Here is a 21,837-nt window from a genome sequence, read left to right as displayed (position 1 = left end):
CTTCCTCACTTCTTCTTCAGCGCGGACGGCTTGTGCACCGCCGGGCTGCCCGACTTGTCGCTGCGCACCTGGTACTGCGGGTCCTCGGAGGAGGCGTCCACGGTGCGGCCGGCCGCCTCGGTACGCTTGGTGATCTTCTTCTCCACCTCGCCCCCGGTGCGGGAGCCGTGGCTGCTCCAGGTGACCTTGTCGCCCTTCCTCAGGTGCTCGCCGTCGTCGCGGTTCTCGGCCATCGCGGTACTCCTTCGCCTGCGCGCCGCCTTCGGCTTCCTGGATGGTCAGGGTTCCCAGCCGGGGGCGCCCCACTCGGCCGGAGCGGTGATCCGCCACCGAACTATCCTGGTCGCGGCCCCGGCGGCGCCGTCCCGGCCCGCCGTCGTCCTCGTCACCGCCGTCGTTCCAGGAGCAGCCCGTTGAACACCAGCACAGCGTCCCCGGACAGCTACTACGAGCGCATCGACGAGCACCGCTACAAGCCGACCCCGCACGCGGGCGGCGCGTGGAGCCCGGACGAACAGCACTTCAGTCCGCTCGGGGGTCTGATCGTCCACGCCGTCGACCGCCATCTGGCGGGCCGTGCCGGTGCGGGGATGTCGCTGAGCCGGATCAGCTTCGACATCCTGGGCCGCCCGGCGCTGGACGAGTGCGAGATACGGGTGGAGACCGTCCGGCCGGGACGCACCATCGAGCTGGTCGAGGCGACCGTGCTGATAGCGGACCGGTCGGTGGCGCGGGCCAGGGCGTGGCTGCTGGCGGACGGGGACACCGGCGCCGTCGCCGGTGGCGGTGCCGACCGGCTCACCGGGCCGGACACGCTCGCCCGCTGGCCGATGGACTCCGAGTGGCCCGGCGGGTACATCGCCTCCCTGGACGTACGTCCCCTCGCCCCGCCCCGGCCGGGTCGCACCACCGCCTGGGTCTCCTCCGGCCTCGATCTGGTCGCCGGGGAGAGCGCGAGCCCGCTGGCCTCGTACGTCGCGCTGGTCGACACGGCCAACGGCATCGCGGTGCGGCAGTCGCCGCGGGAGTGGATGTTCCCGAACGTGGATCTGACCCTGCACCTGCACCGCGCGCCGCGGGGTCGCTGGACCGGCCTGGACACCACCGTCGTCTTCGGGCCCACCGGTCAGGGCGTCACCAGCACCGTGCTGCACGACCTGGACGGCCCGGTGGGCCACGCCCAGCAGCTGCTGACCGTCCGTCCGCAGCCCTGAGCGGCGGCCCGCCGAACCCGCAGGACGCTTCAGCCCCGGCCCGCGGGAGGGTCGGCGAGGATGCCCTCCAGCAGGCCGGTGGCCTGGCCGACCTCGATCAGGTAGCCGTCGGGGTCGCGCAGGTAGCACCGCAGCTCGGCCTTGCGGTCGATCGGCGGGGTGAGGAACTCGGCGCCGAGCGCGGTCCACTCGCGGTGGCAGCGCTCGATGTCGGCCACCCGGATGTTGAGGAAGCTCGTCGCCGTCCCGGGGTCGTCCGGCGGACGCAGGGTGACGTCGGGTTTGTCCGGCGTCGGTCCCCCGCCCGGGTTCATGATGATCCAGCTGTTCGCGAGCTTGACGATGCACGGGTTCTCGGCGAGCACGACCTCGCCGCCCAGCACCTCGGAGTAGAAGGCACGCGAGCGCGGCACGTCGGCCACGGTGAGAAAGTGGGTGAGCAGCAGCCCCGACTCCGGGGCCGGCAGGTCTTCACGGCGCATTCCTGAACCCCACGTTCCTGTGGCGGGCTGTGTGGTTTCCCCCTCGTGTCCATCATGGACCGGGCCCGCCGGGCCGGAAAGACGATCAAGAAGGGACGAGGATCAGACGCCCCCGCACTTCCCCGGCCTCCAGCCTGCGGTGGGCCTCGGCCGTCATCGACAGCGGCAGCCGGTCGGCGACGCGCGGACGCCACGGGGTGTCCGTGAGGACGTCCACGACGCCCCGGGCCGCCTCGGCCAGGTCGGCGGTCGTGGCATTGCTGATGGCGAAGCCCACGATGCTCGCGTCCCTGGTGTAGAGCCGGCTCACGGGCAGTGCGGCGGGGCCGGTGCCGAGGCCCACCATCGCCACGAGCCGTCCGCCCCGGGCCAGCGACTCCACGGCGTCGGCGAGCACCCCGTGGCCGGAGGTGTCCAGGTGCACGTCGTAGCCGTCGGGGGCGGCCCGGCGCACGCGCGCGTCGAGGTCGGGGGCGCGGTGGTCGAGGACCTCGGCGGCGCCCAGGCCCCGCACCTCCTCGGCGTCCTCCGCACGCGCCGTGGCGATCACGCGGGCCCCGGCCCGGGAGGCCAGGGCGACGGCGGCGCCGCCCACGTTCCCGGCGCCGCCCCCGACGTAGACGGTCTCCCCCGCCCGCAGCCGCCCGTGCCGGAACAGCGCGAGCCAGGCGGAGGCGGCCGGGTGGGCGGCCGCCACGAGGTGTTCCGCGTCGATGCCGGGCGGCGCCGGGTAGAGGCGTTCGGCGGCGACCGTCGCGTACTGGGAGAAGGAACCCTGCCGGCCCGCGTGGCCCAGGCTGTTGCACCACACCCGCTGCCCGGCCGTGAAGCCCGCGGCGCCGGGCCCGGCCACGGCGACCTCGCCCACCAGGTCGCGGCCGACGACGAAGGGCAGCGGCAGCGGTGTGGCGTACGCGCCGGACCGTACGAAGGTGTCCACGGGGTCGGCGGCGACGGCCGTCACCCGCACGAGCACGTCCGTGGGGCCCACGGGCGGCACGGGGAGTTCCCCGTGGCGGATGGCGCCGGCCGGTCCGACGGCGTCGATGTACGCCGCCCGCATCGTGTCGGGGACTGAGCCGTTCATGATCCCATGCTACGAACCGCCCGACGGCGACGCAGCGGAGGGCCGCCGCCCGCCGGCTCGTCGGACCGCGTTCGTCGTCCACCGGCACGGTGGCCGCGCAGCCGGCGACCGCGCCGGGTGAGTCCCCAGGGCTTGAGGACCGAGAGCAGGGTCATGAAGACGTAGGCGGACAGGGAGACCACCGGCCCGAAGAGCACGTCCCCCGCGTCGGGCAGCGGCCCTCCGGCGGCCACGGCGGCGACCGCCGAGTTCACCCCGGGGCGCAGCGCGAAGAACGTGGCGATGGTGGTGCCCAGGGTCAGCCAGAACTTCGTGTACACCCACCGGTGCCGGGCCAGACCCCACGGTGTGCCCAGGGCCAGCACCAGACCGCTCGCCAGGGTGAGCAGGGCGAGCGGGAGCAGCAGCCAGTCGGCGAACAGCTTCATGCACCGGACGGCGGCCTCCACCGCCACCGGGGAGGCGCTGGTGGCCGCGGTGACGCCGAGCGCCAGCAGCCCGACGGTGAGCCCGAGCCAGGCGGCGGAGGCGACGACGTGGACGACGAGGGAGGCCCGGCGTGCGGGGCGGCTGAGTTTCACCCCGCCCACGCTGCCGGTCGGCGGCCGCCGAGGCGTCCCGCGGCGGGAGTAACCGCCCGTACTGAGCCGGGCGTACGCGACGGGGGCCGCCGTGACCCGATCGGAGCAGCTCCCGGACGTCCGCGCTGCGCGGGGAACGGGCGCGCCCTAGCCTGAGCGTGTCTTCGAGGAAACACCGCTAGGAGTCCCCATGCGTCTGCCCGTCGAGCTCAGGCATGTCGCCCCGCGACTGGCCACCGGGGCTTTCATTCTCAACTCCGGCCTCGCCAAGCGCGGAGCCGATGAGCAGGCCGCCGCCATGATGCACGGAATGGCGAAGAACACCTATCCGTTCCTCGGCAGACTGCAGCCCTCCACGTTCGTCCGGCTGCTCTCCGCCGGTGAGATCGCGCTCGGCACGGCGCTGCTCCTGCCGGTCGTACCGACGGCTCTGGCGGGCATCGGCCTGACCGCGTTCTCGGCGGGACTGGTGGGACTCTATCTGCGCACCCCGGGAATGCGCGAGGAGGGCAGCCTGCGCCCGACGCAGGAGGGAACGGCCCTGGCGAAGGACACCTGGATGCTCGGCATCGGGGTCGGATTCGTCGTGGACGGAGCCACCAGCAGCTCGCGTTGACCGCACCGGGCCGGCCGGTGGCTCGGCCGCCGGGGCAACGGCGAGTTGCCGGGGAATTAACGGCGGACCACGGAATCCGTAATGCTGTCCAATTCCGGTCCGAGATCGTCGAATTGAGGGCGGGACAGTACCGGTTCGGACTTCAACATCACTATGCTGAAACCGCTTCGCCGAGTTCGGCGCGGCGGCTGCCGACGCACCCGGGGAGGGGTGCCGACGGCGGCCTTTGGGGGGTGCGGAGAAATTCGGGGGTGACGCCGTCATGTCTGGGTGCCCTTTTCCCCGCGGGATCTCCGTCCCGCCGCCCCGGTATCCGTATGACGAAAGCCGAGGAATCACCGTGCGACGTACGACCTCCGTCCTGCTGTCCCTGAGCGCCCTGCTCGCGGCGTCCGCGCTGACCGTGCCCACCGCCGTCGCCGCCCCGCGCGCCGACGGGCCCGCCGCCGCTCCGGCCGGCTGGGAGGCGGTGGACGCGACCGCCCTGGCGCGGATCACCGGGGAGCAGGACGCCCGGCGGGCCCCGCTCGCCGCCGGGGACACCGCCGCCGCGGCCGCGGAGCCCGAGCTGCTGGCCGTGCAGTCGGCCCGCAACGACCGTTTCGTGGCCACCGAGAAGAACTACGCCGAGCCGAACACCGGTCTCCAGCGGGCCCGTTCGACCGAGTTCGGCGGCTCCTGGGAGAGCTACGCCTTCGAGTGGGACGAGGCCACCGAGACCTACGCGCTGCGCTCCCTGGCCAACAACCGCTACGTGGCGGTGGAGAAGAACTACACCGGCAGCGCGCAGAACGTCCTGCGCGCGCGTTCCACCAGCGTGGGCGGCTGGGAGCGGTTCGTCCTCTACTACAACGAGACCCTGGACCGCTGGGCGCTGCAGTCCACGCTCAACGGGCTCTTCGTCGCCATGGAGAACGGCTACACCGGTTCGCTCCAGTACGCGCTGCGCGCCCGCTCCACCGAGGTGACGGGCTCGTGGGAGGAGTTCGCGCTCTACGACATCGGCGCCTGACACCAGTCCTGCTCGGCGAGGGCCAGCATCGTCTCGATGGTGTCCTCGTCGGGCAGGGGTCCGTGGTCCCCGACGACCTTCAGCGCGGACGCGGCCGTGAGGTGACCCAGCCGCAGGGCCCTGGTGAGATCTCTGCCGCCGCACAGTCCGGCGAGGAACCCGGCGGCGAAGGCGTCGCCCGCGCCGACCGGCTCCACGACCTCGGTGGCCAGGGCTGGCACGGTGCACACTCCGTGCCCGGTGAACGCGGTGGCACCCCGCCCGCCGTCCTTGACGACGAGGACGCGCGGGCGGCTCAGCAGCCGGCGGACGTCCGTCGCGCGCAGGTCGGCGCCCCACAGGCCCTGGGCCTCGTCCAGTCCGACGAAGACGATGTCGGCGCGGTCGGCCAGCTCCCGCAGCACCGTGGCGGCCGTGTCCGGGGGCCACAGTGCGGGGCGGTGGTTGACGTCGAAGCTGACGGCGTGGGCGCGCCGCTCCCGCGGGGTGTGCAGGGCCCGTTCCACCAGGGCGCGGCAGGACGGGGACAGGGCGGGCGTCACCCCGGTCAGGTGGACCAGGGCGGCCCCGCCGATCCGGGCGTCGTCCAGCAGGCCGGGGCCGAGGGCCGAGGCCGCCGAGCCCGTGCGGTAGTAGTGCACGCGGGTCCCGTTGGTGCCCGGGTCCTTCAGGAGCAGGCCGGTCGGCCGCGCCGGGTCGGTACGCACGCCCGAGACGTCCACGCCCGCCCGCGCGACGGCCGAGCGCACCCTCCGGCCGAGCGCGTCGTCACCGACCGCGGAGAGCCAGGAGACGGGTACGCCCAGGTCCGCGAGGTACATGGCCACGTTCGACTCCGCGCCCGCCACCGAGAGGCACAGGGACCCGGCGTCGTCCAGTGACTGCGAGGGGGCCGGGGCCATGGCCGCCATGGTCTCCCCCAGGCACACCACCGGCCCTCGCGGCGGCCGCCAGGGGCTCGTGTCCGGATCGGCGTCGGTGTTCTCACGCTCGGGTGCGGCGGTGTCGCCGTCCCTCTCCGGCATGGGCCGTGCGCCGGTCACGGCCGGGCCTCCCGCACGGCGGCGCGGAAGGAGCGGGCGCGGGCGCGCAGGCCGTCGAGGCCGCCTCCGTCGGCGGCGTCGCCGATCAGCGGGGAACCGACCCCGACCGCGGTGGCGCCGGCGGCGAGGTGAGCGCGGGCCGCCGCCTCGTCGACGCCGCCGACGGGCACGAGGGCCTCGTGCGGGAAGGGTCCGCGCAGGGCCTTCACATAGGCCGGTCCGCCCGCCTGGGCCGCCGGGAAGATCTTCAGCGCGGTGGCGCCGAGGCTGCGCGCCGTGATGACGTCGGTGGGTGTCATGACGCCGGCCAGGACGGGCATGCCCCGCTCCCGGGCCGCCGTGACGCCCTCCCCCAGCCCCGGGGTGACCGCGAAGTCGGCGCCGGCGCGGTGGGCGGCCACGGCGTCGTCGGCGGTGAGCACCGTGCCGGCGCCCAGGGGGCGGTCGGGCCCGAGGGCCGCTCTGGCGCGTTCGATGACCAGGAGGGCGTCCTTGCCGGTCAGCGACACCTCGATGAGCTCCACGCCTTCCTCGGCCAGCGTCAGCACGGTGCGCAGCGCGGCGTCGGCGTCGCCGCCGCGCACGATGGCGACGAGGCGGTGGGCTTCCAGGGCGGCTCGCAGATCCACAGGCGGGTCTCCTACTCCGGGCATCAGGGGTCACAGGCGTCGGCCCGCACACGGCGGCATCCGGCGGCCAGGGTAGAACGCCGCCGCGCCTCGCCCGGAGGCCGGGCGGTGCGGGAGGCGGTGCGACGGCTGGCCGACGCGTCGAAAGGCGTCACCCGGCACATCCAAGTTGCGCGTTTTGCCCCATTTCTGATGGTGACCCGGACGGAGGACATCCACGTACGACGAGGTGAGAGACATGCTGGTGCTGGGCCTCCTGCTCATGGCGGGCGCCGCCGCCTTCGCGGGCCTGCTGATCGCGTACAACCTGTCCGGCGGTCCGGACTACACCGTGACGCTGCTGGGGAGCGAGCCATTCACGATCAGTACGCTCGGGGCGTTTCTCGGCGGCATCGCCCTGACCCTGATCTTCGGCCTGGGCATGTGGATGCTCATGGCCGGGACGGTACTGGCGCGCCACCGCGGCAAGAAGCGCCGCACGCAGCGGGAGACCGCCAGGCGGGCCACCGCCGAGCGTGACGCGATGGCCGGCCGCCTGGAGGGTTCGGGCGGCAGCACGGACACCGCGGACGAGCCGGCGGCCGGACACCGCCGCCCCGCTGCCCACCGGCCGCAGTGGCTGCGGCCGCACGGCCACCACTGACCCACGGCGAACCCGAACACGGCCGACCGGGCCGGCTCACCGCCGGGCCGGCCGGCCGTGCGACCACGTGGTGTCAGCGCGAGGCCCGGCCTATGTGGCGGTCCTGTCCCGCGCCGTGCCCGGCGACCGCGGTGGCGATCCCCAGGACGGCCAGGACGGTGAGCGGCAGGGTCCAACTGCGCGTGGTGTCGTGCAGGATGCCGAGGAGGAGGGGCCCGGCCGCCGCCACGAGGTAGCCGATGGACTGTGCCATGCCGGCCAGCGCGGCGGCTTCGCCGGAGCTGCCCGCGCGCTGGCTCTGGAAGCTCAGCGCGAGGACGAGGCACGCGCCGCCGCCGAGTCCGAGCAGGGTGCACGCCGGGACGGACAGCGCGGGGGCGGCGACCAGTACGGTGAAACCGGCCGCCACCAGGACCGAGGCCCCGGCCGCGATCCAGCGCTGGTCGTGCCGGCCCCGGGTGAGCAGGGGCAGGAGACTGCTGGCGGCCAGCGACACCACCTGGTAGTAGAACAGCATCCATCCGGCCGTGGTGCTGCTCGTGCCGCGGTCGATCAGGATGCTGGGCAGCCACGCGACGGCGGTGTAGAAGGCCAGGGACTGCAGGCCCATGAAGAAGGTGACCTGCCAGGCGACCCGCGACCGCCAGGGCACGGGGCTGTGGGTCCCGCCGGCCGACGCCTGCGGCTTGTCACCCCGCATCCGGGGCAGCCAGGCGAGGAACGCCGCGACGGTGAAGGCGACGCCCCAGGCCAGCGCGGTGTGCCAGGAGCCCGGCACGCTGTGGGCCAGCGGCGCGGAGATTCCGGAGGAGACCGCGGCCATGAGGCCCATGACCGTCACGTAGAGAGCACTGACGCCCTGGATGCGGTGCGCGGGCACGTTGCGTCTGATCAGGGCGGGCAGCAGCACGTTGCCGAAGGCGATGGCCGCGGAGAGGATCACCGTTCCGGCGAAGAGGCAGATCACCGAGGGGAGGGAGCGGACCACCGTTCCGACGGCCAGCACTCCGAGCGCCGCCACCAGCAGGCGGGCGCTGCCCCACCGGTGGGAGGCCCGGGCCACCAGGGGCGAGGTCGCCGCGAAGGTCAGCAGCGGGAGGGTGCTCAGCAGCCCTCCCCAGCTCGACGTCAGGCCGCTGCCGCGCTCGATCTCCGGCAGCAGCGCGCCGACACCGGTGAGCGTGGTGCGCAGGTTGGCCGCCACCAGGCAGATGGCGATGACGAGCCCGACCGACAGGGTGGGCCCTGCGGTGCCGGCACGGTCGGCGACCGGTGACCGGGAGGCGGAGCGCTGACGGGATGCCGAAGGCGACTGCGGACTCACTGTTCCTCCACCGCTCGTGACGCGTCGTTCTCGTGGTCGCGGGTGAGCCGGACGATCGCGGCCGCCGCGGTACGGGCACCGCCCGCGTCCCGGGCCTCGATCGCGTCGACGAGCCGCCGGTGCAGGCGGGCGTGGTCCTCGGCGAGGGCGGCGTCCCAGGGCAGACCGCCCAGGGCCGACGTGAGTGCCGTACCGAGGTGGTCGTACACCTCCATCAGCAGGTCGTTCCCGCTCGCCCGGACCACGGCCCGGTGGAACAGGGCGTCGACGCTCGTGGCCGCGGCCGTGTCCTCACCCGCGTTGGCCGCGTCGGCGTCGGCGACCAGCTCCCGCAGCTGCCGCAACTGCTCCTCGCTCCGGCGCAGGGCCGCGGCTCCCGAGGCGTACTCCTCGAGAACGGTCCGCAGCTCCAGCACCTTGTCCCGCTGCACGGAACTCGCCCGCCGCACCATGACCGACTGGAGCTCGCTGGAGGAACGGACGTAGGTGCCGTCCCCCGCCCGGGGCTCCAGCAGCCCCAGGTGCACCAGGGCGCCGATCGCCTCCCGCAGCGTGCTGCGTCCGACCCCGAGCTCCTCCATGAGGACCTGCTCCGGCGGGATCCGCGTCCCCACCGGCCAGCCCCCCGCCTCGATGTGTGCCCGGAGACTGTCCACGAGCTGGGCGGACAGGCTGGCCGCCCGCCGTGGTGCGCTGATGCGTTTCATGACCGCACCCTACACAAACATCAGACGTTTGAACATCACACCTTGCGGCGCGGCACTCCTGAACTCCGGCACCGCCCGCCCTGCCGCGCAGGTCAGCTCACGGAGCCGGGGCCGGCCGGGACCGTCCTGCTGGCCCGTGGTGTCCTGACCCGAGCGGATCCACCGCGGGCAGCTGATCGGCCTGGGCGCCGTCGCCGTCAGCCTCCTCGCCCTCACCTGACCCCACGCCCCGGAAGGGAACCCTGCATGTTCATCCACCCCTGGGACGCCGCCCTGGACGACGCCGAGTGGCAGACCTGGATCGCCGACGGCCACGACTTCGGCATCCTCGGCGTCAACGGCCTGCCCGGGCACGCGCCCACCGTCGTGCCCACCCACTTCATCGTCGACGGCGGCACCCTGCTGATCCACCTCGCCCGCCCCAACCCCGTCTGGGAGTCGATCGAGGCCGACCCGAACGTCACCTTCACCGTCACCGGCGACTACGCCTTCATCCCGGGTCCGTGGCGTGCCAAGCCCGGCACCCCGCCCACCGACGGCGTCCCGACCAGCTACTACGCGGCCGTCCAGTTCACCTGCCGGGCCACGATCGTCGACGACCCCGAGGACAAGGCCGAGCTGCTGCGCCGGCAGATGGCACACTTCCAGCCGGAGAGCGACCACGCCCCCGTCGAGGCGGACCAGCCCCCGTACGGGCGGATGCTGTCCGGCATCCGCGGACTGCGCCTGGACGTCACCGAGGTCCGCGCGAAGTTCAAGTACGACGACCACAAACCCGTCGAGCAGCGCACCGACACCGCCCGACGGCTCACCGAGCGCGGCCAGGGTCTGGACGCGCCCACCGCCCACCAGCAGTCGCGCCGCCTGGGCCGCGTCGGCACCTGGAAATCCTGACCGCTCACCCCCTCGCGCTCCGCACCACCCTCCTGAACGGACCCCCTGTGACCACCTTCCGCCTCAGCCCCGCCGTCACCGACGCCTTCCCCGACACCCTCATCGCCGTCGTCACCGCCACCGGCCTGCGCGGCCACGAACCCTGGCCGGCCACCACCGCCGCCCTGGAGGACCTGGAACGGGAGCTCGCCGACGGGACCTGGCGGCCCGCCGACGAGAGCGACCCGCGCATCGAGGCATGGCACATCGCCTACCGTTCCTTCGGCACCAACCCCCGCCGCGTCCGCCCCAGCGTCGACGCCCTCGGCCGCCGCCTGGCGAAGAAGGGCAGCCTGCCCCGGATCAACCCGGCCGTCGACTCCTACAACGCCGTCTCCGTCCGCCACGGCCTGCCCGCCGGTGCCTTCGACCTCGACCGGGTCACCGGCGACGTCGACATCCGTCACGCCGACGGCACCGAAACCTTCACCCCGCTCGGCGAACCCGACACCACCGAGCACCCCAGGCCCGGCGAGGTCGTCTACACCGACACCACCGACGTCCTGACCCGGCACTGGAACCACCGCGACGCCCACCGCACCCGCGTCACCGAGGACTCCGCCCACGTCGCCTTCGTCCTCGAAACCCTCCACGCCACCCGCGACGGCCGGCTGCTGAGGACCGCCGCCGCGGAACTGCGCGAGCTGCTCACCCCGCACACCGACCGGACGCAGGTGCTCCACCTCACCCGGGAGCGTCCGGCCGCCGCCTGGAACGGCGACCGCGCGGGCGTCAGCCCAGCTCCGGCACCAGCAGCACCTTGCAGGCGTCCCCGGTGAGCAGGTCGATCGCCTCGTCGACCTGGTCGAGGCGGAGTCGGTGCGTGATCAGCCAGTCCAGGTCCAGACGGCCGGAGTTCAGCAGGAGCAGCGTCTGCTCCCAGGTTTCCCACAGACGGCGGCCGAAGATCCCGCGCAGCGTGATGCCCCGCTTGTTGATCTGGGCGGCGACGTCGATCGCCACGGGTCGGCCCGGGTGCCCGACGGTCACGACCGTGCCCTCGCGCCGTACGGCGCCGAAGAGAGGCGGGAGCGCGGAGGCCGCTCCGGAGCATTCGAAGGCCACGTCGGCACCTCCGCGGTGGCCGCTCAGCTCGCGGCTGCGCTCGGCGACCCCGTCCCCGGGCTCCATCGTGATCACCCCGAGCCGTTCGGCCTCGGCGCGGCGGAACGGGTTCGGCTCGATCACGATCACATAGGCGGCGCCCATGAGGGACGCCAGTCGCGCGACGACCATCCCCACCGGTCCGGCGCCACTGACCAGTACGCCGCGGCCGGCCACCGAGTACCCGGCTCGCTGGACGGCGTGCACCGCGACGCCGGCCGACTCCAGGAGCGCGCCGGTCTCCAGGGGCACGCTGTCGGGAAGGGGGACGCAGATGCGCTGGGGCACGGCGACGCGTTCGGCGAAGACGCCGTCGAAGTGCATGCCGAGGATGCGGGTGCGCTCGCAGGTGTGGGCGTCTCCGGTGCGGCAGGCGAAGCACTGGCCGCACGGCAGGTGGCTCTCCAGCGCGACGCGGTCACCGACACGCAGGTTCTCCACGCCGGCGCCCACCTCGACGACGGTGCCCGCCGCCTCGTGCCCCAGGACGACGGGGAGTCCCAGGTTGAACGCCTGGGCCGCCGGTGACCACTCGTAGCATTCGCGGTCGGTGCCGCACAGCGAGGCGGCCGCGACCTCGACGACGACCGCGCCGTCGCCCGCTTTCGGTTCGGGCGCGTCGGCGGTGTACTCGACTCCCCTGCCGGCGGCTGCTTTGACGACTGCCCTCATGGGTTTGGCTCCTTCGTTGCTGGTGCGTGCCGGGATGACCGGCGGGTTCGGTGATCGGTGGGTCAGGCCGGGCGGGTCGGGTGCGCGAAGCGTTCGAGCACGTCGACCGGGCCGACCTGGCCGCCCTTGAGCAGCAGTCGGCAACCGGCTGCCGCGGCGTTGTCGTCGGTGCGGCAGACGGGGGCGGCCGTGACGAACTGGGAGGAGACGCGCAGCTCGCTCACCCCCATGGCCAGGAGTGCGTGGCTGGAGGTGTCGCCGCCGAGTACGGCGATGTCCCGGGTGAGTCCCTTGACGGCCATGTTCCCGGCCAGGGTGCCCAGCAGTTCGCCCACGTAGGAGACGTCGAGCGGGCCGGTCGCGGCGTAGCGCGGGTCCTGTGTTCCGCGGGTGGTGTGCGCGACGACGTTCCGTCCGGCGGCGAGCCAGGCTGCCGCGCGCTTCTCCAGGTCGCCCAGCAGGGACGGGTCCTGCCCGTTGAGCAGCTGGGCGGGCACGGCCAGTTCGGCCCAGCCGTGTGCGACGGCGTCGGCGATCTGGGCGGCTGTCGTGCTGGAGGCGGAGGCGCTGACGGCCAGCACCGGCCCGGAGGCGGGCTGGGCGCCGTCCGCGATGCCGGCCCGTCCGGCGGCGGTGCGGGCGAGGGCGGCCATGATGCCACCGGAGCCGACCACGATCGCCGGGCGCCGTCGGGTGCCGTCCTCCCGCAGTGCCAGCGCGAGGGCGTCGAGGTGTCCCTCCTCGACGGCGTCCACGACGAAGGCGGCCCGGTCGGAGCGGCGCAGCGTCGTCCACTGCTCGCGGAAGGAGCCGTCGGTGTGGGCGGTGAGGTGGAGGGCAGCGGGGGCCTCGCCGGTGCGCAGCTGTGCGGCGAGCACCTGCCGCAGGTCGGCCTCGTGCATGGGGGTCGACGGATGGTGCGCCATGACGGGATGCCGGTCCAGGCGGTGCACGCCGCCGGAGTGGCCGGCGAAATGGTTGCTGAAGGCGGTGTACCGGCCGAAGTCCGGCTGCGCCGGCGCGACCGGGACCGGGCCGTGGTGGGGGAACCGTTCGTGCAGGAGCTCGATCCCCCGGCCGATGCTGCCGCGTGCGGGGGAACTGTCGAAGGTGGAGCAGACCTTGTAGATCAGTACCTCCGCATCGGCCGCGGTGATCTGCTCCAGCTGTGCGCGGACCAGTTCGTCGAAGGCGGACCCTCCGAGGGAACGGGACGGCCCGGCGATCCCGACGACGTCGCAGTCGGTGGGGAGCGGCCTGCTGCCGTCCCCGAGGACGAGCACGGCGTCGAGGCCGTGGCGGTGGGCCTGGGCGAGGACGTCGCTGGCACCGGTCAGGTCATCGGCGACGAAGCTGACGTACGGCATGTCAGGCCACTCCCCCGAACGCGCGACCGGCGTGGAGGAGGGCCGGGTCGCCTGCCCGAGCCGCCGTGTGTGCGGCCGTGTCCAGGGGGACGCCGTCGACGGCCGCCGTCCAGGCGGCGCGGAGGCTGCGTACGCCGGCGGCCGGTCCGTCGGGGTGCGCGGCCACGCCGCCGCCCGCGAGCATCAGGAGGTCGGTCGAGCCGGTGGCGGCGAAGGTCGGCGCCGGGGTGGTGACGTTCTGCCCGGACGACAGGGTCGGTACCGGGTTCAGGGTCTTCCCCAGTGGTTCGAGCAGACTGTGCACGTGCGCGGCGACCTCCGCGTCGGTCTCGTAGAACTTGCTGCCGAGTCCGCTGACGTGCAGGTGGTCGGCTCCCGCCAGGCGGGCCAGCCGCTGCCACACCCGGTACGACATCCCCAGGGCCGGTGAGCGCATCGCCCCGGCCAGACCGGCACGGTGTCCGTGCACGGGGACTTCGCAGAACTCCCTCAGCCAGGCCAGTGCGGGCAGTCCCATGACGGGGACGTTGAGCATCACGCACCGGCCGCCCGCCCCGACCACCATGTCGTGTCGGCGGCGCAGCCCGGCGAGGTCACCCGTGATGTTGAACGCGTACATGACCGGGTGGCCGGTGATCTGTTCGGCCTCCCGGATCTCCTCGGTGGCCACGGCGATGCGGCGTTCCAGCGGAAGGTACGCGGGATCGGTCATCAGCTCGTCGTCCTTGATCAGGTCGACCGAGGCCCTGGCCAACTCCCGCACGATCAGCCGGAATTCGTCCTCGGCGAGGCCCACGTTCGGCTTGACGATGGTGCCGATCATGACACCCTCGGCGTCCCCCATCAGCCTGCGGGTGCCCGGGACGCCGAACGCCGGGCCCGGGTGGGCGGCGACGAACTCGTCCGGCAGCTCGATGTCCTGCACGCGGCAGGCGAAGAGGTCGCCGAGCTCGAAGAGGTTCCCCGCGATGGTGGTCTGCAAGGTGGCCAGGTCCGTGCCGATGTTCTCCATGGGGAACTCGACCACCGCGAGGGCGGCCCGCACCTCCTCGGGGCGGGTGCGCGACGGCAGCGACGGGCTGCGCACCCCCAGCTCCCGCACGTCGACGACCTGCGCGGCATGCCGTTCGCGTATGCGGGGGGACTCACCGGGCACGGCGACGAAGGTGCCGCTGGACTGCTCCCCGGCCATGGCCGCGGCAGCCTGTTCCGGATCGATCGCCGACTCCAGGTAGTACGTGCAGCGCACGACCCTTTGGTCACGCATGGTGCTCTCCGTTTCTACTGCTCTGGTGCGGGGGGGGGCGTACGGCTCAGCCGGCGTCGCGCGGTGCGACGGCTGCCGGATGTCCGCCGGGCAGGTGCTGCGGGGCGGGGGACGGCGTCCCGTCGTCGGCCGTCGGTTCGCCGGCCTGGCCGGGGCCGGAGGGCTGTTTCAGGACCCGCCGGGCCCAGAGCGCGGTGATCAGTGGGCAGAGGATCGACGTCACCACGACCGACGAGGCGATGAGCACGGTCGCGGACTGGGCGGCCGGCGCGTAGACGGGATTGGCGGCGGCCACGATCGAGGGGACCACGGCCGCGTTGCCGGCGGTGGTCGCCGCGGCCAGGCCCGCGATGCCGTCGCCGCCGCTCGCCTTGTCGGCCAGCAGCAGGACCGCCCCGCCGACCAGCACCACGAACAGACCCAGCCCGACCCCCAGCAGCCCGGCCTTCCAGACGGCGGTCAGGTTGAGGGTGAGTCCCAGTGACAGCCCGAGGAACGGCACGAGCGCCGGCACGGCGGGGGCCAGGAAGCGGCGCATCTCGGGATCGAGGTTGCCCAGGAGCATCCCCAGCACCAGCGGCAGGATCGCCCCCACCAGGGTCTGCCAGGGGAAGACGGAAAGCCCGGCGGCACCGAGCGTGACCATGGTGAGGAACGGGCCGGACTCCAGACTCATGACGCTGTAGGCGCCGACGTCGCGCTTGCGTCCGAACTGGGCCATCAGCGACATGTAGAGGCCGCCGTTGGTGTCGTTCAGCGCCGCCACCACCGCCAGCGTGGACAATCCCGCGAAGGCCCCGCCGCTGACCGGCGACTCCCCCAGGAGCCGGCCCAGGACTATGCCGACGAGCATCGCGAACAGGACCTTGCTCCCCAGCAGCACGCCGCCCTTCTTCGCGATGTAGGGCGTCGCCTTCACATCCAGGGTCGCGCCGAGACACACGTAGAAGACGGCCAGGATCGCGGGCAGGCCCGTGTACAGGGCCCCGGTGAAGGAGCCGAAGAACTCTCCGGAGTCCGGCGCCGCCGTGTGCACCACGGCTCCGACGAGCATGGGGACGAGCATCAGCCCGCCCGGCACCTTCTCGATACCGGCTTTGATGGGCACAGCCATGGGGACCTCCGAACGGCGATGTTCGAATGAACATTGAGTGGCTCGGACCGTAGCCACGAAAATCCCGCAGGTCAATAGGTCGCCACTTGCGTATCGGTCTGTGAACAGTCGGCTGCATCCGCGCGAGCAGGCCCCCGAGTGTACGATCGGAGCACAGAGGATGTTCATATGAACATCGCTGGAAGCGAGGAGACAGGACGCTCCACCCCTGGTTGGAGCGCGCGACAGGAGGCCGGATAGCGTGAGGAGCGTGGCTCAGGACGAGGTGGAACCCGTGCGCAACTCCCGGCAGAAGGCCATCCTCGGCGTACTGCAGGAGTCCCGGCAGGTCGACGTCGGCACCCTCGCCGAGCGCTTCGGAGTGTCCGGTATGACGATCCGTCGGGACCTGGCCGAACTCGACCAGGCGGGGCTGCTGGATCGCGTGCACGGCGGCGCCGTGCCCCGCCGGGCACCCGCTTACGGAGCCCGTTCCTCGACGATGACGCTGGAGAAGTCGAGGATCGCCCGGTGTGTGGCGGAGCTGGTCGGACCGGGTGCTTCGGTGGGCATCGACACCGGCACCACCTGCACGGCGGTCGCCGCACAACTCGCCGGCCGGGACGATCTGACCGTGATCACCAACTCGCTCCACGCGGCGTTCGAGCTGCGCGACACGAGGAGCCGGGTCCTCGTCCTGGGCGGGCTCATGACACCCGAACTGAGCCTGGTCGCCCCCACGGCCGTGCAGGAGAGGCCGCAGATCCATCTGGACCTGATGGTCCTGGGCTGCGGAGGACTGTCCGTCGACCGCGGGATCACCTACTTCGACCCCGCCGAGGTCGAGGTGCGCCGCACACTTCTCGGACTCGCGGACCGAGTCGTGGTCGCCGCCGACCACACCAAGTTCGACCGCAAGAAGGCGATGGCCCTGGGCGGCCTGTCCCTCGTCGACGTCCTCGTCACCGACCGGACGCCTCCCGCCGAGCTGGGCTCCGCCCTCGCGGAGGTCGTCGTCGCTCCGTAGCCGTTCGAACCGCGAGGCCGGAGCGCGGGAGGTTCACCCCCGGCGGACGGGGACCCACGCGTCGTCGACGGGCTCGCCGCACGACGCCGGTTGCCCAGGTCCTCGCCGCCGGGGAGCCCGCCCTCGTGCGCAAGGTCGTCCTCGCGGGCACCGGCCCCGCCGGAGGCCCCGGCATCGACCGGGTCACCGGACTCACCGTCCGGGACACCCTCAAGGCCGTTCTGACCCGCCGGGACCCGAAACAGCTCCCTTCTTCACCGGCGCCCCGGGCGGCCGCAAGGCGGCGCGCGCCTTCCTGGACCGACTCAAGGAGCGCAACGGCGCCCGCGACAACGCCCTCTCGCTACCGTCGTTCCGTGCCCAGTTGAAGGCTATCCACCAGGGGGATTCCAGGCTCCGGCGGACCTGTCGCGCCTCCGGCAGCCGGTCCTGGTGGTGAACGGCGAGAGCGACCGGATGGTGCCCAGCGAGAACACCCTCGATAGCCTCCCGCGGCGTGCTGCTGCCGCGCACCGGCGACATGCTTTCGCCGCCGGGCGGTGCACCAAGGTGCCCGTGCTCTCCCGTCAGGTGTGGGCCAGGGGGCCGGCCGTCAACTCGGCGAAATCCGCGAGCATATGGGGCGTGTGGGGTGGTAGCCCGGTGATGAGCCGGAAGGCACTGGCGGCTCCGTTCACCAGCGAACCCCCACCGTGCTGCACTCGGCACCCCAGGGATCTACCAGCGAGCAGGAGGGGCGTGGGGACCCGGTCCCACCGTGTGTCGAAGATCCACAGGCCGTGATGCAAAGCCTGAACGAGACTCGTGTCCGCGGCGACAGCATCTCCGCCGTCGGCGGCATATATCAGGCCGTCGGCGCGCCGCAGCCGCTCCGCGAGGGCCTCCGCGGGAACAGGCTCGGCCCACGAGACATCGGCTTGCTCGTTGAGTCGCGCCGCCAAGGCCTCGGCCCGACCGGGCTCCGCGTCCAGTACGGTCAAGCGCTCCACTCCCAGCTTGCTGAGGGCCCCGGCCACGGCGAAACCCGTGGCTCCGGCTCCCCACTGCACGACGTGGCCGAGGGGAGCTTCCGGCAGCCCTCGCCCGAAGGCCGCCTCGACATCGGCAACGTCCGTCGAGTGCCCGGTCGACCGTCCGTCGCGGGTGAACACGACGACGTCGACGGAGCCCCGACACGCGGCCGCCTCGGTCAGTTCGTCGACATAGGGGCTGATGAGATGCCGGTAGGGATGGGCCAGGGCCAGTCCCGAGTACCCGAGATCCCGTGCTCTGGCGATGAAGGCCGCGATGCCCCGGCGTTGAGGAGGCCCGGTCTCGATGCACAATCGCCTGCAGAGATACCGCACTCCGTGCCGGTCCGCCTCCCGCTGGTGCAGTTCGGCCTCCAGGAAGGAGCCGGTGACCGGTCCGAAGAGCCCGACAAGATAGGAGTGTTGCGTCACGGCATGGCTCCCGCAGCGAATGTACGAACTGGTTCGTTATGAATACCAGGCGGGATGTGCCACGGGAAGAGGACGGCGCGCAAGGGAGTGCCGCAGGCTGTCGCCATGCCGGTCCCCCTCCGCCCGGTCAGCCGAGCAGTGCGCGGGGATCGGGGTCACAGCCCCAGGTACACCTCCCTGACCCGCGGATCGTGGCTGAGTTCGGCGGAGGTGCCGCTCATGGCGACCTCGCCGTTCTCCATCACGATGCAGTGACTGGTGGCCCCGAAGGTGAGCTTGGCGTTCTGCTCCACGAGCAGCAGGCTCAGGCCCTCCTCGCGCAGTCTGCGCAGGACGTCGAGGATGTTGCCCACCAGCTTCGGGGAGAGGCCCATGGACGGTTCGTCCAGGACCAGCAGACGCGGCCGGGTCATGAGGGCTCGGCCGATCGCGAGCATCTGCTGCTGCCCGCCGGAGAGCGCTCCGGCCAGGCGCTCGCACATCTCCTTCAGAACGGGGAAGAGGGCGTAGACCTCGTCGAGCTGCTGGTGCGTGTGCTTGTCCCAGGTCCGGGAGTACGCGCCCAGCATCAGGTTCTTCTCGACGGAGAGGCCGGGGAAGACGTGCCGGCCCTCGGGGACGTAGCCGATGCCGTGGCGCACCATGTCCTTGGCCTTCACCTTGGTCAGGTCCCGGTCGCCCAGGCTGATGCGGCCGCTGCTGCGGGGCACCAGGCCCATGAGAGCCTTGAGGGTGGACGTCTTGCCTGCGCCGTTGGCGCCGATGATGCCCACCGACTGGCCCGGCTCCACGGTGAAGCCGATGGAGCTGACCGCGCGGACGCCGCCGTAGTGCACACTCAGTTCCTCGACACACAGTCGCTCCACTGCGTCGGCTCCGGTGACCTTCATGGGGTTACTTCCTTCGCGCGGTCGGTCTGTTCATCGGTAGCGGGTGTGTCCATGCCGATCTCTCCCAGGTCGGAGTCGCCGAGGTAGGCCTCGACGACCTCCGGTGCCGACACGACCTCCTGGGGTGTGCCCTCCGCGATGACCTTGCCGCTGGACAGGACCGTCACCTTCTCGCACAGGGACATGACCAGGCCCATGTTGTGCTCGATGAGGATGACGGTGGTGCCGCTGTCACGAATGGAGCGGACGATGCGGATCAGTTGCTGGACCTCCTCCCCGTTGAGACCGGCGGCGGGTTCGTCGAGCAGCAGCAGCCGGGGGCGCGACGCCATGGCGCGTGCGATCTCGATACGGCGCTGGATGCCGTAGGGAAGGGCGGAGGGGTCGGCTTCCGCGAAGTCCGCGAGGCCGAAGCGTTCGAGGATCTCGTCGGCTTGGACACGCAGCCGGCGTTCGCGGGCGAGGACTCCGGGCTGCCAGATCGCGTACTGCCAGATCGCGCGGGTGCGGGTGCGGTCCAGGGCGACCAGGATGTTCTCGCGGACGGTGAGCTGCCCGAACAGGCGTAGGTTCTGGAACGTGCGGGCGAGGCCCGCGAGGGACAGGGCATAGGGGCGGGCGGTGGTGGTGTCCGCGCCGGCGAAGCCCACCGATCCCGCCGACGCCCGGTAGAAGCCGCTGATGACGTTGAACAGGGTCGTCTTCCCGGAGCCGTTGGGGCCTACGACGCCGCGGATCTCCCCCTCGTGCACGGTGAGGGAGACGGCGTCCAGCGCCCTCAGTCCCCTGAACTGCTTGGTGACGCCCTCGACGGACAGCACGGCCGGCCGCGACGAGGGCCGCTCCACGGTGTCGTACGGGGTGAAGGGACGCAGTTCGGCACGAGAGGACCGGGTACCGCGGCGCCGCTCGAACTGGTCGCGCAACCGGGCGGGGACACCGGCCAGTCCGGTCGGGGCGAAGACGACCATGAGGACCACGACGACGCCGTAGCCGAGCTGGGCGTAGGTGGAGAAGTCCGAGAGCCATTCCCGTATCAGGGTCAGGCCGATGGCGCCGACCACACAGCCGACCAGCGAGCGGCGGCCGCCGATGACGACCATGGCCAGCAGGATGAACATGTTGCCGATGGAGAAGGTCTCCGGGGCCACGTAGCGGATCAGCCCGGCGTACAGGACACCGGCGAGGCCGCCGTAGAGACTGGCGAGGAGGAAGGCCGTCATGCGCAGCAGCGGGATCTCGGCGCCCATCGCTCCGGCCGCCAGCGCGTCGTCCCGCATGGCGCGCAGCCGGCGGCCGAGCGAGGTGTGGACGACGAAGAGGCCGAAGAGGAGGGCCAGGCCGAAGACGACGACTTCCAGGTAGTAGTAGAGGTACTCGCTGGACAGGTCCACCCCGGGCAGGCTGGGGACGGGGACCCCCGAGATGCCGTCGGCACCGCCGGTGAGATGGGCGTTGGTGACCCAGTTGATGAAGCCCAGCGCCAGGCCGAGGGTGACGATGCCCAGGTAGTGGGACTGCATGCGCAGGGCGGGGATGCCGACGAACATGCCGACGACGACCGTGGTGAGCACCGCGAGCGCCGCCGAGACCCAGAAGCCGTACCCGTAGTGGGTGGTGAGGATGGCGACGGCGTAGGCGCCCACCCCGAAGAACGCCACCTGGGCGAGGTTGATCTGGCCGGAGATGCCCATCGCGAGGCCCATGCCTACGGCGAGGAGGGCGTAGATGAGGGCGATGTTGACGACGTGGATCGTGTAGCCGCCCAGGCCGTAGGGCAACGCCCACGCGGCTGCGGCGAGGATGCCGGCGGCGGTGAGTCGGGACCTCATGCGCGGCTGACCGTCCTTTCACCGAAGATGCCCGTGGGCCGGATCATGATCGCCACGGTGAAGACCAGGAAGGTGACCAGGACCGAGTAGCCCTGGAAGTGGCCCGCGGCGTAGGAGTCGAGGACCCCGATGGCGATGCCGCCCACCACGGCGCCGTGGATGGAGCCGAAGCCGCCGAGCATCGCGGCCGCGAAGCCCTTGATGCCCAGGGCGCCGCCGAGGGCCGCGTCGACGTAGAGCATGGGGCCCACCAGGCCTCCGGCGAGGGCGGCGAGCCCGGCGCCGATGGCGAAGGCGAGGGCGTTGCTGCGGCCCACGTCGATGCCGACCGCGGTGGCGGCCTCGTGGTCCATGGCCACGGCCTGCATGGCGGCGCCGCGCTTGGTGCGGGAGAGGAAGAAGGCGAGGGCGACGACGGCGAGCGCGGCCACCGCCATGACCAGCAGGTCGTAGGTGCGGACCCGAATGCCGAGGATGTCCAGCGGTGCCGAGTCGAGCGGTGAGGGCACGGCGCGGCCCGTGGTGCCCCAGATGATGACGGCCAGTGCCTGCAGGACGATGCCGAAGCCGATCGTGCCGATCAGCATCAGGTCGAAGTCCTTGTTCTCCAAGGGCCGCAGGACACGCTCGATGACCAGGCCGATGGCGCCGGTGATGACGATGGCCAGCACCATGGCGGCGGCGAAGGGCAGCTTGGAGGTGATGTAGAACGTGGATGCGGCGTAGGCGCCGATCATGGCGATGTCGGCGTGAGCGAAGTTGACCAGTCCCATGGTGCGGTACACGAGGGAGAAGCCCATGGCGACCAGGGCATAGACGGCGCCGAGACTCAGGCCGCCCACGAGGGTCTGGAGGGTGTTCTGCACGTCGCT

General features: G+C 72.3%; 23 protein-coding genes and 1 pseudogene. 8 read left to right on the top strand and 16 right to left on the bottom strand.

The features are described from left to right. Positions 1-5: 5 nt before the first annotated feature. Positions 6-233 (bottom strand): hypervirulence associated TUDOR domain-containing protein, encoded by a 228-nt coding sequence (locus tag ACZ56V_RS20180; protein ID WP_467382261.1) that lies wholly within the window; start codon positions 231-233, stop codon positions 6-8. Between the two features lie 180 nt (positions 234-413). On the opposite strand from ACZ56V_RS20180, the gene ACZ56V_RS20175 reads away from it, so the two are divergent. Next, positions 414-1,214, top strand: coding sequence for a thioesterase family protein (locus tag ACZ56V_RS20175; protein ID WP_398918451.1), 801 nt, complete (start codon positions 414-416; stop codon positions 1,212-1,214). A gap of 29 nt (positions 1,215-1,243) precedes the next feature. On the opposite strand, the gene ACZ56V_RS20170 is transcribed toward ACZ56V_RS20175, so the two are convergent. The 3 genes from ACZ56V_RS20170 to ACZ56V_RS20160 all read right to left on the bottom strand — a co-directional run bounded on the left by ACZ56V_RS20170 (position 1,244) and on the right by ACZ56V_RS20160 (position 3,364). Beyond that, positions 1,244-1,696, bottom strand: coding sequence for a VOC family protein (locus ACZ56V_RS20170; protein WP_198601569.1), 453 nt, complete (start codon positions 1,694-1,696; stop codon positions 1,244-1,246). A gap of 85 nt (positions 1,697-1,781) precedes the next feature. Then, positions 1,782-2,783, bottom strand: coding sequence for an NADPH:quinone reductase (locus tag ACZ56V_RS20165; RefSeq protein ID WP_398918453.1), 1,002 nt, complete (start codon positions 2,781-2,783; stop codon positions 1,782-1,784). Next, positions 2,780-3,364, bottom strand: coding sequence for a DUF2269 domain-containing protein (locus tag ACZ56V_RS20160; protein WP_468943958.1), 585 nt, complete (start codon positions 3,362-3,364; stop codon positions 2,780-2,782). Before ACZ56V_RS20160 ends, ACZ56V_RS20165 begins: the two co-directional genes overlap by 4 nt. Positions 3,365-3,554: 190 nt before the next feature. On the opposite strand from ACZ56V_RS20160, the gene ACZ56V_RS20155 reads away from it, so the two are divergent. Next, positions 3,555-3,980: a hypothetical protein gene (locus tag ACZ56V_RS20155; protein ID WP_467382256.1), complete on the top strand. Its 426-nt coding sequence runs from the start codon at positions 3,555-3,557 to the stop codon at positions 3,978-3,980. 340 nt (positions 3,981-4,320) lie between these two features. Further along, on the top strand, positions 4,321-4,992 hold the full coding sequence (locus ACZ56V_RS20150; protein ID WP_356372007.1) for a fascin domain-containing protein: 672 nt from the start codon (positions 4,321-4,323) through the stop codon (positions 4,990-4,992). On the opposite strand, the gene ACZ56V_RS20145 is transcribed toward ACZ56V_RS20150, so the two are convergent. Together ACZ56V_RS20145 and ACZ56V_RS20140 are read right to left on the bottom strand one after the other, a co-directional pair. Then, entirely contained in the window at positions 4,974-6,035 is a 1,062-nt protein-coding gene (locus ACZ56V_RS20145; protein ID WP_468943954.1) for a sugar kinase, read from the bottom strand. The two genes, ACZ56V_RS20150 and ACZ56V_RS20145, sit on opposite strands and share 19 nt — an antisense overlap. Further along, positions 6,032-6,664: a bifunctional 4-hydroxy-2-oxoglutarate aldolase/2-dehydro-3-deoxy-phosphogluconate aldolase gene (locus ACZ56V_RS20140; RefSeq protein WP_398918460.1), complete on the bottom strand. Its 633-nt coding sequence runs from the start codon at positions 6,662-6,664 to the stop codon at positions 6,032-6,034. The genes ACZ56V_RS20145 and ACZ56V_RS20140 overlap by 4 nt, the downstream gene beginning before the upstream one ends. A gap of 238 nt (positions 6,665-6,902) precedes the next feature. On the opposite strand from ACZ56V_RS20140, the gene ACZ56V_RS20135 reads away from it, so the two are divergent. After that, positions 6,903-7,307, top strand: a complete 405-nt coding sequence (locus tag ACZ56V_RS20135) for a hypothetical protein (RefSeq protein ID WP_468943952.1) — start codon at positions 6,903-6,905, stop codon at positions 7,305-7,307. Between the two features lie 73 nt (positions 7,308-7,380). Here ACZ56V_RS20135 and ACZ56V_RS20130 read toward each other — a convergent pair whose 3' ends face one another. After that, on the bottom strand, positions 7,381-8,631 hold the full coding sequence (locus ACZ56V_RS20130; RefSeq protein WP_398918463.1) for a CynX/NimT family MFS transporter: 1,251 nt from the start codon (positions 8,629-8,631) through the stop codon (positions 7,381-7,383). After that, the gene (locus ACZ56V_RS20125; protein WP_398918465.1) at positions 8,628-9,338 is read right to left on the bottom strand and encodes a FadR/GntR family transcriptional regulator; all 711 of its coding nucleotides are present in this window, start codon (positions 9,336-9,338) and stop codon (positions 8,628-8,630) included. Before ACZ56V_RS20125 ends, ACZ56V_RS20130 begins: the two co-directional genes overlap by 4 nt. A gap of 111 nt (positions 9,339-9,449) precedes the next feature. On the opposite strand from ACZ56V_RS20125, the pseudogene ACZ56V_RS20120 reads away from it, so the two are divergent. The 3 genes and pseudogenes from ACZ56V_RS20120 to ACZ56V_RS20110 all read left to right on the top strand — a co-directional run. After that, positions 9,450-9,558: pseudogene (locus ACZ56V_RS20120) on the top strand (EamA family transporter); the annotation flags it as partial. A 26-nt stretch (positions 9,559-9,584) separates the two neighbouring features. Further along, positions 9,585-10,232: an FMN-binding negative transcriptional regulator gene (locus ACZ56V_RS20115; RefSeq protein ID WP_468943947.1), complete on the top strand. Its 648-nt coding sequence runs from the start codon at positions 9,585-9,587 to the stop codon at positions 10,230-10,232. Between the two features lie 47 nt (positions 10,233-10,279). After that, entirely contained in the window at positions 10,280-11,050 is a 771-nt protein-coding gene (locus ACZ56V_RS20110) for a B3/B4 domain-containing protein (RefSeq protein ID WP_467382250.1), read from the top strand. On the opposite strand, the gene ACZ56V_RS20105 is transcribed toward ACZ56V_RS20110, so the two are convergent. The 4 genes from ACZ56V_RS20105 to ACZ56V_RS20090 all read right to left on the bottom strand — a co-directional run bounded on the left by ACZ56V_RS20105 (position 11,004) and on the right by ACZ56V_RS20090 (position 15,795). Beyond that, positions 11,004-12,047, bottom strand: a complete 1,044-nt coding sequence (locus ACZ56V_RS20105; protein WP_468943944.1) for an alcohol dehydrogenase catalytic domain-containing protein — start codon at positions 12,045-12,047, stop codon at positions 11,004-11,006. The two genes, ACZ56V_RS20110 and ACZ56V_RS20105, sit on opposite strands and share 47 nt — an antisense overlap. Before the next feature lie 62 nt (positions 12,048-12,109). Further along, positions 12,110-13,414 carry a four-carbon acid sugar kinase family protein gene (locus tag ACZ56V_RS20100; RefSeq protein WP_468943941.1) on the bottom strand — a complete coding sequence of 435 codons (1,305 nt, stop codon included), beginning with the start codon at positions 13,412-13,414 and terminating at the stop codon, positions 12,110-12,112. 1 nt (position 13,415) lies between these two features. After that, positions 13,416-14,681 (bottom strand): RuBisCO large subunit C-terminal-like domain-containing protein, encoded by a 1,266-nt coding sequence (locus ACZ56V_RS20095; RefSeq protein ID WP_468943939.1) that lies wholly within the window; start codon positions 14,679-14,681, stop codon positions 13,416-13,418. A gap of 46 nt (positions 14,682-14,727) precedes the next feature. Further along, a complete protein-coding gene (locus tag ACZ56V_RS20090) occupies positions 14,728-15,795 on the bottom strand; it encodes a 2-keto-3-deoxygluconate permease (RefSeq protein WP_468943936.1) in 1,068 nt (355 codons plus the stop codon). A gap of 250 nt (positions 15,796-16,045) precedes the next feature. Between ACZ56V_RS20090 and ACZ56V_RS20085 the strand changes: the two genes are divergently transcribed. Next, entirely contained in the window at positions 16,046-16,801 is a 756-nt protein-coding gene (locus tag ACZ56V_RS20085; RefSeq protein WP_356371729.1) for a DeoR/GlpR family DNA-binding transcription regulator, read from the top strand. A 566-nt stretch (positions 16,802-17,367) separates the two neighbouring features. Here the strand turns inward: ACZ56V_RS20085 and ACZ56V_RS20080 are convergent. The 4 genes from ACZ56V_RS20080 to ACZ56V_RS20065 all read right to left on the bottom strand — a co-directional run bounded on the left by ACZ56V_RS20080 (position 17,368) and on the right by ACZ56V_RS20065 (position 21,831). After that, a complete protein-coding gene (locus tag ACZ56V_RS20080) occupies positions 17,368-18,243 on the bottom strand; it encodes a shikimate dehydrogenase (RefSeq protein ID WP_468943933.1) in 876 nt (291 codons plus the stop codon). A gap of 155 nt (positions 18,244-18,398) precedes the next feature. Further along, positions 18,399-19,133: an ABC transporter ATP-binding protein gene (locus ACZ56V_RS20075; RefSeq protein WP_467382238.1), complete on the bottom strand. Its 735-nt coding sequence runs from the start codon at positions 19,131-19,133 to the stop codon at positions 18,399-18,401. Beyond that, positions 19,130-20,965 carry a branched-chain amino acid ABC transporter ATP-binding protein/permease gene (locus ACZ56V_RS20070; protein ID WP_468943929.1) on the bottom strand — a complete coding sequence of 612 codons (1,836 nt, stop codon included), beginning with the start codon at positions 20,963-20,965 and terminating at the stop codon, positions 19,130-19,132. Before ACZ56V_RS20070 ends, ACZ56V_RS20075 begins: the two co-directional genes overlap by 4 nt. Next, positions 20,962-21,831 (bottom strand): branched-chain amino acid ABC transporter permease, encoded by an 870-nt coding sequence (locus ACZ56V_RS20065; protein ID WP_467382234.1) that lies wholly within the window; start codon positions 21,829-21,831, stop codon positions 20,962-20,964. The genes ACZ56V_RS20070 and ACZ56V_RS20065 overlap by 4 nt, the downstream gene beginning before the upstream one ends. Positions 21,832-21,837: the final 6 nt, after the last annotated feature.

The organism is Streptomyces sp. NPDC034099, from assembly GCF_055575415.1.
Note: the sequence above shows the minus strand (reverse complement) of the source record. Positions and strands in the feature narration are given on the sequence as shown.